This window comes from uncultured Pelagimonas sp. (genome assembly GCF_947498515.1).
Taxonomy (GTDB): domain Bacteria; phylum Pseudomonadota; class Alphaproteobacteria; order Rhodobacterales; family Rhodobacteraceae; genus Pelagimonas.
The window spans coordinates 131,879-146,966 of sequence record NZ_CANMKO010000011.1 but is presented as its reverse complement, the minus strand read 5'-3'; the positions used below and the strand labels follow the sequence as shown (position 1 = coordinate 146,966).

At 54.2% G+C, this 15,088-nt stretch carries 16 protein-coding genes and 1 tRNA gene; 11 read left to right on the top strand and 6 right to left on the bottom strand.

Translation table 11 applies throughout. From position 1 onward, the window contains the following. On the bottom strand, positions 1–1,970 hold a 1,970-nt coding region (locus Q1A43_RS19200), incomplete at its 3' end, for an Ig-like domain-containing protein (RefSeq protein ID WP_299937877.1). A gap of 794 nt (positions 1,971–2,764) precedes the next feature. Between Q1A43_RS19200 and Q1A43_RS19195 the strand changes: the two genes are divergently transcribed. After that, on the top strand, positions 2,765–3,181 hold the full coding sequence (locus tag Q1A43_RS19195) for a hypothetical protein (protein ID WP_299937875.1): 417 nt from the start codon (positions 2,765–2,767) through the stop codon (positions 3,179–3,181). A 79-nt stretch (positions 3,182–3,260) separates the two neighbouring features. Here Q1A43_RS19195 and Q1A43_RS19190 read toward each other — a convergent pair. After that, positions 3,261–3,346: transfer RNA gene (locus Q1A43_RS19190), tRNA-Leu, on the bottom strand. A 259-nt stretch (positions 3,347–3,605) separates the two neighbouring features. Between Q1A43_RS19190 and Q1A43_RS19185 the strand changes: the two genes are divergently transcribed. The 5 genes from Q1A43_RS19185 (at position 3,606) to gap (ending at position 7,817) form a co-directional block, all read left to right on the top strand. After that, a complete protein-coding gene (locus Q1A43_RS19185) occupies positions 3,606–5,303 on the top strand; it encodes an alkaline phosphatase family protein (protein ID WP_299937872.1) in 1,698 nt (565 codons plus the stop codon). 105 nt (positions 5,304–5,408) lie between these two features. Further along, positions 5,409–5,987 carry a YqaA family protein gene (locus tag Q1A43_RS19180; protein WP_299921452.1) on the top strand — a complete coding sequence of 193 codons (579 nt, stop codon included), beginning with the start codon at positions 5,409–5,411 and terminating at the stop codon, positions 5,985–5,987. After that, a complete protein-coding gene (locus Q1A43_RS19175; protein ID WP_299937869.1) occupies positions 5,984–6,442 on the top strand; it encodes a disulfide bond formation protein B in 459 nt (152 codons plus the stop codon). Before Q1A43_RS19180 ends, Q1A43_RS19175 begins: the two co-directional genes overlap by 4 nt. An 89-nt stretch (positions 6,443–6,531) precedes the next feature. Beyond that, entirely contained in the window at positions 6,532–6,675 is a 144-nt protein-coding gene (locus Q1A43_RS19170; protein WP_299921448.1) for a hypothetical protein, read from the top strand. Between the two features lie 140 nt (positions 6,676–6,815). Beyond that, positions 6,816–7,817, top strand: coding sequence for a type I glyceraldehyde-3-phosphate dehydrogenase (gene gap / locus Q1A43_RS19165; protein WP_299921446.1), 1,002 nt, complete (start codon positions 6,816–6,818; stop codon positions 7,815–7,817). 475 nt (positions 7,818–8,292) lie between these two features. Here gap and Q1A43_RS19160 read toward each other — a convergent pair whose 3' ends face one another. The 4 genes from Q1A43_RS19160 to Q1A43_RS19145 all read right to left on the bottom strand — a co-directional run bounded on the left by Q1A43_RS19160 (position 8,293) and on the right by Q1A43_RS19145 (position 11,062). Continuing rightward, positions 8,293–9,066 carry an alpha/beta hydrolase gene (locus tag Q1A43_RS19160; protein ID WP_299937867.1) on the bottom strand — a complete coding sequence of 258 codons (774 nt, stop codon included), beginning with the start codon at positions 9,064–9,066 and terminating at the stop codon, positions 8,293–8,295. Between the two features lie 15 nt (positions 9,067–9,081). Continuing rightward, positions 9,082–9,573 (bottom strand): pantetheine-phosphate adenylyltransferase, encoded by a 492-nt coding sequence (gene coaD / locus Q1A43_RS19155; protein WP_299921442.1) that lies wholly within the window; start codon positions 9,571–9,573, stop codon positions 9,082–9,084. A 121-nt stretch (positions 9,574–9,694) separates the two neighbouring features. Then, positions 9,695–10,129 carry a CBS domain-containing protein gene (locus Q1A43_RS19150; RefSeq protein WP_299921440.1) on the bottom strand — a complete coding sequence of 145 codons (435 nt, stop codon included), beginning with the start codon at positions 10,127–10,129 and terminating at the stop codon, positions 9,695–9,697. 57 nt (positions 10,130–10,186) lie between these two features. Further along, a complete protein-coding gene (locus Q1A43_RS19145; protein ID WP_299937864.1) occupies positions 10,187–11,062 on the bottom strand; it encodes a LysR family transcriptional regulator in 876 nt (291 codons plus the stop codon). Positions 11,063–11,181: 119 nt separating this feature from the next. Here Q1A43_RS19145 and Q1A43_RS19140 point away from each other — a divergent pair, with 119 nt between their 5' ends. The 5 genes from Q1A43_RS19140 (at position 11,182) to Q1A43_RS19120 (ending at position 15,053) form a co-directional block, all read left to right on the top strand. After that, positions 11,182–12,681 (top strand): CoA-acylating methylmalonate-semialdehyde dehydrogenase, encoded by a 1,500-nt coding sequence (locus tag Q1A43_RS19140; protein ID WP_299921437.1) that lies wholly within the window; start codon positions 11,182–11,184, stop codon positions 12,679–12,681. 275 nt (positions 12,682–12,956) lie between these two features. After that, positions 12,957–13,418 (top strand): hypothetical protein, encoded by a 462-nt coding sequence (locus Q1A43_RS19135; RefSeq protein WP_299937861.1) that lies wholly within the window; start codon positions 12,957–12,959, stop codon positions 13,416–13,418. A gap of 56 nt (positions 13,419–13,474) precedes the next feature. Then, complete coding sequence (locus Q1A43_RS19130; protein WP_299921433.1) at positions 13,475–13,900, top strand: hypothetical protein; 426 nt, start codon at positions 13,475–13,477, stop codon at positions 13,898–13,900. 291 nt (positions 13,901–14,191) lie between these two features. Then, positions 14,192–14,464, top strand: coding sequence for a hypothetical protein (locus tag Q1A43_RS19125; protein WP_299937859.1), 273 nt, complete (start codon positions 14,192–14,194; stop codon positions 14,462–14,464). A gap of 187 nt (positions 14,465–14,651) precedes the next feature. Beyond that, positions 14,652–15,053 (top strand): hypothetical protein, encoded by a 402-nt coding sequence (locus Q1A43_RS19120; protein WP_299921429.1) that lies wholly within the window; start codon positions 14,652–14,654, stop codon positions 15,051–15,053. Positions 15,054–15,088 lie beyond the last annotated feature (35 nt).

Here is a 15,088-nt window from a genome sequence, read left to right as displayed (position 1 = left end):
CCATCGGGGTTCAACGTCGCGGTGCCGTTGGTTGGGTCACCAATTTCGGTCACGGTTAGCGGGTTGCCATCCGGATCGGAGTCGTTGGCCGCCGGATCTTCGATCACAACTGGCGTGCCCTCTGGCGTTGTGGCTTCGTCATCCACAGCCGTTGGAGGCGTGTTTTCGCCATCTGGTGTCACGGTGACAACGATCTCACCGGTGGCGGTGCCGCCGTTACCATCTTCGATGGTGTAAGGAATGGTGTCCTCGCCGGTAAACCCGTCTTCTGGCGTGTAGGTCACGGTGCCATCTGGATTCAGTGTCGCGGTGCCGTTGGTGGGATCACCAAGACCAGTCAAAGTGATGGGATCACCTTCTGGATCGCTGTCGTTTGCAAGCGGATCTTCGATAACAACCGGCGTATCCTCGGGCGTGGTCGCCGCGTCGGGGTTGGCCACCGGATCATCGTTTTCAGCGTCCGGAGTGACTTCGACGGTCACAGTCGCCGTAGATGCAAGGCCCGACGGGTCTTCTACGGTGTATTCAAACGTATCGGTGCCGGTGAAATCATCGTTTGGAGTATAAACGATAGTGCCGTCGGTTGGATCAATCGTCGCCACACCATTCGCAGGTGTCGTCGTCGACACGATTGTCAGCTCATCGCCATCTGGATCATCGTCATTGCCACGCACATAAATGCGAACAGGCGAGCTTTCCTCGGTGCTGCTGGTGTCGTCTTCGGCCACAGGTGCCCGGTTTCCGCTACCATCTTCAACGCTCACGGTCACAGTGGCCGTATCCGAGCCGCCATTGCCGTCGGAAATGGTGTAATCAAACGTGTCGGTCCCGGTGAAATCGGTGTCGGGCTCATAATCGATGGTGCCGTCTGCGTTCACAGTCACGGAGCCATTGGCCGGGTCAGTTGCGCCCGTCACAGACAGAGCATCCATTTCAGGATCGCTGTCGTTGCCCAAGACCGTGATATTCACAGGTGTATTCACAGAAGTGGTGTCGCTATCATCAACGGCATCAGGGTCGGTGTTGCCGCCGCCACCTTCGGTGACTTCCACAGTCACAGTGGCCGTATCGGTGCCGCCATTCCCATCATCAACAACATAGGTAAAGGTGTCGGTCCCAAGGAAGCCAGGTGCCGGAGTATAAGTCATGGTCCCGTCACCGTTATCGGTGACATTGCCGTTTGTAGGAGCTGTGTATGTCAGAACAGACAAGGTATCGCCGTCTGGGTCGCTGTCATTCGACAGAACATCAATGGTCACAGCTGTGTCCAGCAAGGTGCTGTCGCTGTCATCTACCGCATCGGGATCGCTGTTTTCGTCGTAAACATCAACGGTCGAGAATTCGACATCCGAGATCAAAACCGCCTGTTCGCTTTCGCCACCGTTCTCATAGACGATTTCGATGCGCGACACTGGTCCGTCAATATTGACCAGAACCGAACCGGTTGCCTCTTCGAATTCGGACTCGGTATTGCCATCTACGGTGTTGCCACCAACCGATGCGCTTCCCGCGGGTGTCAGGGAAACGGGTACAGCGTTGCCGTCGGCGTCATAGGCCATAACCGACACGACATCTTCGAAGCCAGTGCCAGGGCCATCAAGGTCACCTGCCATGCCGGCGTCAACGTCATTCAAACGGAAGCTGACATTTTGGACGTTGTCTGTGTAGGTCGCGGTGTCGAGGGCCCGGAAATCCAGAACGGTTGTCGATGTGGCCGACGGGTCATCTCCACCGTCACCGCCTTCGCCAAACAGCTTCAAATGCGAGGCTGGGTTTAGGGTCTCATCGCCTTCGACGTAAGCATAGCCATTATAAGTAAAGGCCTGTGCGCCAGCGTCCTGACCGTCAAATGTGATATCAACAGCTACGCCACCGGTATCAACCGTCGCAGTAACCGCATCGGGTGCAGTGTCGTCCAGTACGGTACCATAGGCACCCAAAGCACCCCAATTTAAAAACAAATCAGCCATTGTTAGACCCTCATATACTTCAGACGGGGGCATGCCCCAACCGCCTAGGCGGCAGACAATGCCCACTGCACTGCCCGTTCAATTTCGCTCGTCGCGCCTGTATGTATGCGAAGTGTTCGCGCTGCCTCTGCCCACGTCTTTACGTGGACGAAGAACGCCAAATTGCGGCTCGGGCGGAATCCGCCCACGCTTCACCTCACATCTTTTCAGATGCACAACAGTTCAGCGGCCGCCCCCGTGGCCTATGTCTTCACCCCCCAGTTGGGCTTGCAATATTGATACTGCGAACCGGCGCGTGTCGGAAGGAAAAAATGGCACAACGGCGGCATTCCTTTTGTTCCATTGGCAGAATCCAGCCGGAAAAGGCTCAATTTTTCCGAAGGTTGAGTGCAAATTGTTTCCACACGCCATGTAAAGGCCGCAATAAAACCGCCCTTTTCAGCCAATTTTAAGCGATTTCGCGGCTAATCCTCGTCTTTGCCCAATCGACCGTCTCGCAATTGGCAACAATCGTGTGCTCAATCGGCATGGCTAGTTGGGATTTCCCCCCGGTTCACAATGTGTCGACGTTTGTATCAAAAGCAGAACCAATACGCCCTGTGGCAGAAAATTGACCACTCGCGTCACATTCAAACCTGCCCCAAATACGAATCATTCTTCACAAATCTAAAGCGAATTACGGGATGATTCGACGCCACGTTCCCGCTAAAGGGCATTCCATCACCTCCACTTCTCGCTTAGATAGCGCCCAGATACACACTTTCTTTCTCAACCCACATTTCAGGAATCCACTCATGCCAGTTAAGGCGACCATTATTTCAGATCACCATTTGGTCTATTCTGGTTACACTGGCATCATTCAGCGCCAGGACATCGTCACAGAGCTTATGCGTGTCTATAATAGTGACGGCTATCAACCGGGCATGAACGAGTTGGTCGATTTGCGACGGGTCACTGATGTGCAGATTAGCTATGCTAAGATGAGTGAGCATGTTCGACAAGCCAACCTAACCCACCGCCATCTACAAAAACCAATCAAAGTCTCGTTTTGGGCCGAGGACAAAGTCGCATTTGGCATGGCGCGGATGTTTCAATCACTGGCCGATGCCTTAAACAGTAATATGACATGTTTTGTGTCCAATAACAGAACCGCAGCCCTATCCGTTCTATGCCTGCCCGCATCGGCGCTTGAGTCGATACTGGACCCGTAACTTGCGCTCCAAACAAAAGAAACCCGCCTCTGATGAGACGGGTTTCTTTTGGCAATATCCCCTGAAAATAGAGGATATATGGTACCCAAGGCCGGACTCGAACCGGCACGTCCGCTAGGACGGGGGATTTTGAATCCCCTGCGTCTACCATTCCGCCACTTGGGCATTGACCTTCGTTTAGCGCCCTGTTCCGGCAAGGTAAAGAGGCAAAACGCGCAGATTTGCGACAAAGATTGCGGGGGCGATTTTGGACAGGCCTTATCCTTGCAACGTCCCCCGAAAGGTAGGCAATACACGCGTCCCGCAGCTCGCCGGTTCCACCGCGCCTCAGGTTCCTTGGAAAGGAAAGCTTTACAGTCTCCAACATCACCTCAATACTTCAACCACTTCCTCATTTTCACGCTGTTTCCTTTTGGAGGGCAATATGTTGACTCCCGTACCGAGCCGTCACCTTATTTTTGCATTGGCTGGCCTGTCCTTCTTTGCCCAACCCGCACTGGCCCAAGAGCCGCCGCGCCTTGTGTTGCAAATCACCGTGGACCAGTTGCGTGGTGATTTGATCCAACGATACAGCAACCATTTTGGCCCGGATGGGTTCAATCGCCTGATCGACAGTGGCACGTGGTTTAGGAATGCCCACCACCGGCATTCAAACACCGAAACCATCGTTGGACACACAACCTTGTCGACGGGCACCGACCCCGCCGTGCATGGCATGGTCGCAAATCTATGGTTCGACCGTATCGCGGGGACTCAGTTCTATAATGTCCAAGATCCCGACTATCCCTTGGTCGGGGCCGAGGGTATTGATAAGGACTCCGAAATTGACCCAACCCAGCGCGCCGCCACCACCGATGGCCGATCGCCGCGCAACATCCTAACCTCGACCATTTCCGATGAAGTCGCGTTGCATTTCGGTCCCGAGGCCAAGGTGTTTGGCGTATCGGTCAAAGACCGTGGAGCAATTGCTATGGCCGGACATGCGGGCCAAGCCTATTGGTTCTCGAAATCCGAAGGCCGTTTTGTCACCAGCTCCTTTTATCGCTCGGACTATCCCGATTGGGTGTCATCCTGGAACGATAGCGGCAAAGTCGCAGCCTATGCCGGAACCGACTGGGCCTTAAGCGGAGACGCCAGCGAATATGACTTTGGCACGCGTGACCTTCAGGGGTGGGAAGTGAACCTCCCCGGTTGGGGCAATGTCTTCCCCCACAATTACGGCCCTGTAGACAATAAATACTACACCACACTTCTCACACTTAGCCCTGCTGGGGATGAATTGACGGTCGATTTTGCAAAAACGCTGATCGATGCCGAAGGAATTGGTCAGGACGACATCACTGATTACCTGTCTGTCAGCCTGTCTTCGACAGATTATGTCGGCCACTTCTTTACGCCATCCAGTCTTGAGGCAGAGGATAACCTGCGTCGTTTGGATCGCACTTTGGCGCAGCTGCTTGACCACGTTGATCAAACCGTTGGGATCGAAAACACCTTAATTGTGCTATCTGCCGACCATGGTGCCGCGGATCACCCCGGTTACCTCAAGACGCTCGGGATCGAAGCGGGCAGCTTTAGCTTTGACCGTCTGGATACAGAACCCGGCCTAGTTCGGCTCAAGGCGGATTTTGGGGCCAGCAGTGAGTTGATCAAAAACTTCTCCAACCCTTATCTCTACCTTGATCTTGATGAAATCGCTGCGCGCGGGCTCGACCTTGATGAGGTTGAGGCCGCCGTTGCCGAAGAATTAGAGAAACTTCCCGGGATCGCCAAAGCCGTGGCCAGCAGTAAGTTACGTCGTGGCGAAGTGGTGGGCGAAGGAGTTCTCAACAACGTTTTGGCCAACTATCACCCTGACCGCTCCGGTAATGTCTACATTGTCTTTGAGCCGCATTGGTTCATCGCCGATTTTGATGGGCTGACCGTCGCCGCCGCACATGGGTCACCTTGGACGTATGACACATTTGTTCCGATCTTGTTTGCAGGCGCAGATGTTCCAAAGGGCACGGTCTACCGCCGGGTTGAAACCGTCGATGTCGCCAGCACAATTGCCGCCTATATCGGCACCAAGCCCCCCAGCGGGGCTTTGGGTCAGGTTTTGCCTGAGATTATGCCCAAGTAACCATGTGCAAGTAGAATGCGCTCAAACACGCCACTGGGGCGGGGCAAGGCTTGACGCCCGCCCCGCCCCATGTTTTTTGCCCGGCAAAACAGGGAGCTTTCGAGCATGTTGCGCCGCCTATATGACTGGACCATGGCTCAGGCCGAACACCGCAACGCGCTATGGATATTGGCGATTGTTGCGTTTATCGAAAGCTCGGTCTTTCCGATCCCCCCTGATGTTCTATTGATCCCTATGATCATCGCCGCACCACATCGTGCCTGGCTGATTGCGGGTGTGGCCACCGTGGCCAGTGTTTTGGGCGGAATGCTGGGATATGGCATCGGCTTTTTCTTCTATGAAAGCCTCGGGCAGCCCATTCTCGAAGCAATGGGCAAGGCCGACTCGATGGCGGAGTTCAACGAGAAGTTCAACGACGTTGGGTTCTGGGCGGTGCTAACCGCCGGGGTGACCCCCTTCCCTTATAAGGTTATCACCATCATGTCCGGCTGGACCGCGATGCCATTGGGGACGTTTATCGTGACCTCGATCATTGCGCGCGCGCTACGCTTCTTTATCGTGGCGGCATTGCTGCGCAAGTTTGGATCACCCATTCGTGATTTCATCGAACGGCGTTTGGGGCTTGTCTTCATCGCATTTGTGGCAATTCTGCTCGGCGGCTTCCTATTGGTGAAATACATATGAGACGCAATCTGATCCTTCTGGCCACGCTCGGCTGTACTGGTTTGATCCTTGGGGCCTATGGCTTCCAATACCTTGGCGACATGCCCCCCTGTGCGATGTGTTGGTGGCAACGTTATGGTCATTTCGCCGGGATCGCTTTTGGCACCTTGGGTCTCTTTGTTGCGCCGCGTTTGATGGCTTTTCTGGCGGGGCTTGGGGCCCTGTCCTCGGGGCTGATCGCGATCTATCATTCCGGTGTCGAACGAAAGATTTTCGAGGGGCCCGATACATGTACGTCGAACCCGGTCGGCAATCTCACCCCCGAACAGTTGCTGGAACAGATCATGGCCGCGCCTTTGGTGCGTTGCGATGAAATTCCATGGGAACTGTTTGGCCTATCAATGGCCAACTACAATATCTTTGCATCGCTCGGCATCGCGGCAGTCTTCTTTTATGCGGCCCGCCTGCCCCGCTAACCGCTGTTTCCTAAAACCGACGTGACACGCCGCGCGGGCTCTGGCATCAAGGCCAAGCCCGGCGGTCGGGCCAAGTTGCGGAGCACGCCATGACCAATAAGCTTGCCATTGTTATCGGGTTAGCCGTTGTTGGCGCTGTGGCCGCTGATGTTTTTCTGGCAGACGGAGAAGCCTCCCTTTTCCTAGCTCGCAAGATGTTTGTCTTGCTCGATTGGTTGGCCTTTTGGCGCTAAGCCAAGTTCCCCTTTTGTGGTAAAGTGACTGTTAGCGGGAACATTCCTGTCTTGACAATTTCGCACGTCGGTGGTTGTTAGCGGTAACACTCGCAAACACCGATTTCCGGCCAATTTGGGCCAAAAAGGGGGAACTCCTCATGACTGTCAAAGTAGCCATCAACGGTTTTGGCCGTATCGGCCGCAACATCCTGCGCGCCATCATCGAAAGCGGCCGCACCGATATCGAAGTTGTCGCGATTAACGATCTGGGCCCGGTGGAAACCAACGCCCACCTGCTGCAATTCGACAGCGTCCATGGTCGGTTTCCGGTCGAAGTTAAAACCACCGAAGACACCATCGACGTTGGCCGCGGCCCAATCCGCGTCACAGCCATTCGCAACCCTGCTGACCTGCCTTGGTCGGATGTTGACGTGGTTATGGAATGCACGGGCATCTTCAAATCCAAAGAGCAGTGTCAGGCCCACCTCGACAATGGGGCCAGCCGCGTTTTGATCTCGGCCCCCGGTAAGGACGCCGACAAAACCATCGTTTACGGCGTGAATGATGACGTTTTGACCGCAGAAGATACCGTTGTGTCCAACGCATCCTGCACCACCAACTGCCTTGCCCCTGTTGCCAAGGTGCTGAACGACAAAATTGGCATCGTCAAAGGCTTCATGACCACCATTCACTCCTACACCGGTGATCAGCCAACGCTTGATACCATGCATTCAGACCTGTACCGCGCCCGCGCCGCAGCGATGAACATGATCCCAACATCAACCGGTGCCGCCAAGGCCGTTGGTCTGGTTCTGCCGGAAATGGCGGGCAAGCTCGATGGTGTTGCTATTCGGGTTCCGACGCCGAATGTCTCGGTTGTCGACCTGACCTTTGAAGCCGCGCGCGAAACCACAGTTGAAGAAATCAACACCGCGATCCGTGACGCTGCCAATGGCCCGCTGAAGGGTGTTCTGGCCTTTACCGATCGTCCGAATGTCAGCATGGATTTCAACCACGATCCAAATTCGTCGATCTTTGCCACCGATCAAACCAAAGTTATGGAAGGCACCATGGTGCGTATCTTGACTTGGTATGACAACGAATGGGGCTTCTCCAACCGGATGGCGGATACTGCCGTCGCCATGGGTAAGCTTATCTAATCGAAAAAGCAGGCGTTCTGCCTGATTGATACACGACCATTTCGGGCCGTCCTTTTGGGCGGCCCTATTTTGTGCCGACCGCTGTTTTTGCCGCCCTGTAGGCCAAGGCCGCCCTTGTCGGAGAGGCCGCCCCCGACGGATTGTCACCGCGTGTTTTCACCTGTGCCGCGGGAACCATCCACGCCTGTATCCCTTGTGGCGGAGGATAGGTTGCCGCAACTGGCCGTGACGAGCCACTGGCAGCAACAGATTGCACCGTAGTTGAGCGAGTTGACCGCGCAACTGGGCGGCGTTGGGTCATCAATACATCCATAGTTCACTCCTTTAAATAAGAGCGTCGCACCCCCCGGGCACGCAATACTGGATACAAGAAAAATATCGTCTATTGGTTACCAAATCCTTACTGGGGCCAGATCGGCCCAATAGGGTAACACAATGACGAATGTGGATCGATGTCGACGGCCCGCTGACCACCTTAGAAACGCTCAACAAATGCATCAATTTCATCAAGGTAAGGCGCGGTGCCGAACAGGTTTGTGTGCCCTGCCCCGTCGATCTTAACAAAGGTTGCGTGTTGTAGTTGTCCGGACAAACGAACACCGTGATCCATCGGAATCAACTCATCCTCATTTCCGTGCAAAATCAAAACCGGTTCAGCAAGGTTTGCAGCAAGCGCTGCACTATCCCATTTTTGCACCCCTGGCAAAACACAAGCCGGCAGATACGCCGCCGCGGTCATCAGCTGGCACATCTTTTCATAAGGTGCCGCGAGGATCACCCCGTCAACCTGGCGCTCAGCCGCCACATAAACGGCGAGGCCCGTTCCCAAGGAATAGCCCTGAACAATGACGGCGTCGCCACTCACCAGATCGGGCAAGGCGTCAAACACCGCCAAGGCATCTCGTTTTAAAATGGTTTCAGACGGGTGACCCGGTACGCCGCCCCCACCCCGATAGGGCATCGCCACAACATTGCGACCGGCGCGACGATGGTGATCCAACATGGCGCGGAACAATTCGAGGCTTCCGACATTGCCCATGAAATACAAGACGGTCGGTGCCCCTTTACGGCCACGCGCCACTTGAACCGGCAAAGGTTCCGCCCCTTGGACGGGTATTGCGACTTCTTCAAACCCCTGCGCAGAAAAGCGATCGGGATAGAACGGGTAGATAAAGCGCGGATGCAGCCAAACCATCAACGACGCATAGGCCAAATAGATCAGCCCCAGCGTCAACAAAAGCCGTCTCATGCGCCGCCGCATGGCTTACTTGAACCTGTCGTTCAAGGCCTCAAGTACCCGTGGCGTAACGAATTTGGAAACATCGCCATCAAGACGGGCGATTTCCTTGACCAGTTTCGAGGCAATCGCTTGATGGCGCGCTTCGGCCATCAAAAACACGGTTTCGACGCTATCATCCAGCGCGCGGTTCATACCAACCATCTGATATTCATACTCAAAATCCGCTACCGCCCGCAATCCACGCACGATAAGAGACGCGCCAACATCCTTGGCGCAATTGATCAGCAGGTTTTCAAACGGATGCACAACAATTTCGGTGCCGGTCTGTTGAGATAGGATCGCACATTCTTCTTCGATCATTTCCACCCGCTCTTCGAGGGTGAACAACGGTCCCTTATCGCGATTGATGGCAACACCAATCACAAGACGGTCAACCAAAGAGGCTCCGCGCCGAATAATGTCGATATGACCATGTGTGATCGGATCAAAAGTTCCGGGATAGAGGCCGATGCGCATGAGGGGTCCCCCAAAGCTGGTTGCGAATTGCTGCGCACGCAACATTATTGCGTACGCGAATGCAAGCGCGAAATGTCCGAATACGCCGCATCGCGGCGTATTGCCCGAAACTTCGGTCGGGTTAGTGCCCCATGATCATGCCTTCGAGGGCATCCTTTTCCATAGCCAGTTGCGACAAACGCGCCTTGACCACGTCACCTAGGGTGATCAAACCAATCAATTCGCCGTCTTCAACCACTGGCATGTGACGGAACCGACCGGCAGTCATCTTTTCCAAAACCGCGTCCGACATATCGGCGCGAGTACAAGTGACAAGATCGCGGGTCATGTAGTCATCGACACTGGCCGACAAACACCCCGCCCCACGCGCTGCCAACTCGCGCACAATATCGCGTTCCGACAAAATACCATCGGCCGTTTTGCCATTTTCGGAAATCACCACCGTACCAATGCGCTTATCCGCCAACAGCTTGGCCGCATCGGCAACGGAAGTGCCGGGCTTGACCGTAAAAACACTATCAGTGTCCTTGCTCTTGAGAATTTGCTGTACCTGCATGTGGAACCTCCTTGCACCTTTTCCGTATTCCCAGCGTCAACCCGGATATGCCTGCTGTCAAGTGAGACCTTCCAACCGCGCCAATTCGCGCCGGATACCTGTGGCCAGCGCCTCGGCAAAGCGGTTCATACGTTCGAGCCGTTGATCATCCGCATGACGCACAAGGTAAAAACTCCGGGTGAGAGTCACCTTGTCGGGCAAAACGCGGCGCAGATCGGGGGCGACGGGCATGGTAAAATCATGGACAACACCGATCCCTGCTCCGGTGCGGACCCAGTTGAATTGGACTGAAACCGAGTTTGAGGCCAAGGGCACCCGCTGCATGCCGAGATCGGAGAGATAATCGAGTTCTTTGTCGAAAATCATATCGGGAATATAGCCAATGATCCGATGACCTTGCAGGTCCGACAGCGTGGTAATGGGGGCGTTTTGAGCAAGATAATCGGCACTTGCGGCAAGATGGAGGTGATAATCGGTGAGTTTTTGGACCAACAACCGGCCTGCGGTTGGGGGCGATACGGTGATCGCCATATCCACTTCGCGGCGCGACAGATTCAGCACGCGTGGCAAGGCAACAATCTGCAAATCGAGGTCGGGGTTGTCCGCTGAAATCTCGGCAAGAACTTGCGGCAGAAGAAAGTTTGCACAGCCATCCGGGGCCCCAATTCGGATCTGCCCCGAAAGCCCTTCGGAGTGCCCGCGCACCGCCTCCCCGGCCAGTGAAAACGCCTGTTCGGCGGCCTCGGCATGTTCGATGAGACGGGTTCCGGCCTCGGTCAATCCATAGCCTTGCGGCGATTTGGCAAAGAGCGGTGCCCCCATGTCTTGTTCGAGACGTGCGACCCTGCGCCCCACCGTCGCCGGGTCCATCCGCAGGTCACGACCCGCCGCAGAGAGGCTTTCACCACGCGCCACCGCAAGAAAGATTCGCATATCGTCCCAGCTGCTCACACAACCACCTTTGCATTTTTGCAAAACCCTTTTGCCACATTACACCTTTGATAGGCAAAATTGCAAGACTACTGTGTGGTCAAATTCCAGAGGAGGATTCCATGCAAGAACTGACGCATTACATTAACGGTGAACATGTCTCCGGCACCTCGGGCCGTTTTGCCGATGTCATGAACCCTGCCACCGGCGAAGTTCAGGCACAGGTGCCTTTGGCCACTGTTGCCGAAATCGACGACGCCGTTGCCAAGGCCGCCGAAGTGCAAAAGGTCTGGGGCGCAACCAACCCCCAGAAACGTGCCCGCGTGATGATGAAATTCGGCGCGTTGATCAACGAGCATATGGATGAGCTGGCCGAGATGCTGTCGCGTGAGCACGGCAAAACCATTCCGGATGCCAAAGGCGACGTTCAGCGTGGCCTGGAAGTTATCGAAGTGTGCATGGGCGCGCCGCATATGCTCAAGGGTGAATTCACCGACGCAGGCGGCCCCGGCATCGACCTGCATTCGATGCGTCAGCCACTGGGTGTTGTTGCCGCCATCACGCCGTTCAACTTCCCGGCGATGATCCCACTTTGGAAAATGGGCCCGGCTTTGGCCGCTGGTAACACCATGATCCTCAAGCCATCCGAGCGCGTACCATCGACCGCCCTACGTTTGGGCGAGTTGCTCAAAGAAGCCGGCCTTCCTGATGGCGCGTTGCAAATTGTAAACGGTGACAAAGAAGCCGTTGACGCGCTTTTGGACAACGAAACCATTCAAGCCGTTGGCTTTGTTGGCTCGACACCAATCGCCCAATACATCTATTCGCGCGCCACAGCGAACGGGAAACGCGCCCAGTGTTTTGGCGGCGCAAAAAACCACATGATCATCATGCCGGACGCCGATCTCGACAAGGCCGCCGATGCGCTTGTTGGGGCGGGCTTTGGCGCGGCTGGCGAACGTTGTATGGCGATTTCGGTGGCTGTTCCTGTTGGCAAAGAAACCGCCGACGCCCTAACCGAAAAGCTGATCCCACGGATCGAAGCGTTGAAGGTTGGCCCTTATACCGCCGGTGACGACATCGACTTCGGCCCCGTGATCACCGCCGCATCGCAGGCGCGGATCAACGGTTTGGTTGAAAGTGGCGTCGAGCAAGGTGCCAAGCTGGTTGTTGATGGTCGTAATTTCAAACTGCAAGGCTATGAAAACGGCTTCTTTGTTGGCCCGTCCTATTTTGACGACGTCACCCCCGAGATGGACATCTACAAAGAAGAGATCTTTGGCCCCGTTCTGTCTCAGGTTCGGATGGACAACTACGAAGACGCGCTGCAGCTGATCATGGACAATGATTATGGTAACGGCACCGCGATCTACACCGCCGATGGCGACACCGCGCGCGACTTTGCGCACCGCGTCAATGTTGGCATGGTCGGCATCAACTTCCCAATTCCAGTTCCACTCTCCTACCACACCTTTGGTGGCTGGAAGAAATCGGCCTTTGGCGATTTGAACCAATACGGCCCGGATGCCTTCCGCTTCTATACCCGTACCAAAACCGTCACATCGCGCTGGTTCTCGGGCATTAAAGAAGGCGGAGAGTTCAACTTCAAAGCGATGGATTGATCCCGATCTTCCATCAATGAAAACGATTGGGCCCCGTCGCATTGACGGGGCCTTTTCGTTTCGTCGCTTTAGCCAATTGCGACGGCACAACACCAAGGCGCGTCACCTTCGTTTCAAATGTAACAATAAATTCTGATAGTTAGCGCACCAACTTGTATTCTTATGGATAGATGCACGATGACAAAGCATAGGTTGTTTCATCGTGAACTAAAGCTATCGTAAGATGCACGACTTTCAATCCTACTTTCGGGAGAACCGAAGTAACGGAGCTTAGTGTGCCGGTAAAGTTTGATATATTTGAAGACCGTGGTTTGACTTGCATTCGACTGGTGGGGGATGTCGATTTGAGTGACATTCTCGAACACCTGATTGCCTACAAAGCCGATCCTTGCTTTCGCCCAGATCTCGATGAGTTCATCGACTTATCCGACTGGACAAACACCGATATGGGCTACAAGGAAATGCGGCAGTTTCGTTACGCCCAACGCCTGCAGCAGTCAAAGAGCCAAACCAAAACCCGATGTAGCATTTATGCTCCCAGTGATTTTCAATACGGAATGGCTAGGATTTATGTGAGCCTTGCCGATGCCTCAGGAGAGGTGAGTTCGCAAGTGTTTGAAAAACGCGATCACGCATTGGCGTTTCTCGACATATGCGCCAGCGATATGCCCTCCGTTTCAACTATCAAAAAAACACCCCAAAACGCATCGTTGGCATTGCGCAAAGCGGTATTGTGAACGGGTGAGACAGGCGTGCTACGAATACCGGCCCACGTGACATCCAAGGTGACCTTATGCCAAGTTTCTATAAGTTCTACCCCCACAACAGGATTGCCGTGATTGGGTATTTGGGTGAATACACCGCCGAGGAAAGCTTGAAAACGATCGGGCAATACCTCCAAGATCCTCAGTATGATCCGGATTTCGAGCTTGTCTTGGATTTAACCGAGGCAGAAAGCACCAGCGCGACCTTTTTCGAAATGGAAAAACTGGTTGGCGAAATTGCGTCGAAAGTTCAGCAAAGCAACCGGAACATCTGTGTCGTGATTGCGGTGACCGATCTATTGTACGGAGCAGCCCGGATGTATCAACAATTGATGCAAGACAAAGTATCCTACCCCATTGAAATTGTACGCAATCGCATCGATGCCCTTGCGCTGCTTGGCCTTGAGGGCGACAGCTTTGAATCCCTTGACCATGCCCCAAACGCGCGCAGCTAGGTCGTTCGCTCAGTTTTCACGGGGAACGTTTGGCCAAAAGGAACCTAAGTTTTCAATATGCCTTTAGTTTATTCTAAAGACCAACCGCGTTAAAAAGCAGGCGGTTGATACTTCCGGTAACTTTATTATTTGCGACTGCTTCAGCGGGTTTAATTCGTGGCATCCTTTTATCGATTTCACAAACGACACAAGTTGTTGATCGTGACCTGCTTGGGTCACTACAGCCCTCAAGAGGCTCAGAGTACCATTGCGGCCTATTTACAGGACCCCGATTTTGACCCCGACCACAATATGTTAATCGATTTATCCAAGGCGACGGGCACTGATGCCAGTTATCAGGAAATGCAAAACCTGGCTCAAAACGTGTCTCCAAAAATGAAAAATATCCGGCGCAAGCGTTGTTTGATTATTGCTGGCAATGACCTGATTTACGGTATGGCGCGCATGTACCAACAACTTACCGAGGGGCTCCTTCCCTATCCCATCGAAATCGTACGAAGCGAGCGCGAGGCCTTGGAAATTTTGGGCCTGACAGCGACCACAATTGCTGAGCTGAAGTCTTAGGTATAAGAGACGTGCCTGACTCCAAAGGCATGGTTGCTTCGTTGGTGTTCAAGAATTGATGATGTCATCCCCGTTCCTGTGATCCAAGGGTTTGGCCCAAGGGTTTTCTGGTTGAAACAACCTCAAGACACTTTAGGTACTAAGGTCCGTTCTCTAGGAAACAGCTACGACACTCAGAGGTTTCTCATTGTCAGCCAACTACGCAATCTACCCCCAACACCGCCTCATCGTATTGACGTTCACTGGCGTTTTCGCGCCCGAAACGGCCGAAAAGACCACAAAGGCGTATTTGGCTGATCCATTGTTTGAAAATGGCTATGAGCAGATCATCGACCTATCAGGTGTCACCGAGGTTGATGCGAAATTCAAAGAGATGAGCGGGTTTGTCGACAACACGGCCAACCGCGTAAAGACAATCAAACGCAGCAGATGTGTTTTAGTGGCGACCTCAGAGGTCGTTTACGGAATGGCGCGCATGTACCAACAATTAGGGGCCGACAAATTTCCTTACGATGTTCTTGTGGTGCGCAGCGAAAAAGACGCGCTCAAGACATTCGGAATTGCCGCGACGCATTTGTCAGACCTCTAGACGAAAATCAAAACCTGCCCCTTGCACGACGCCTG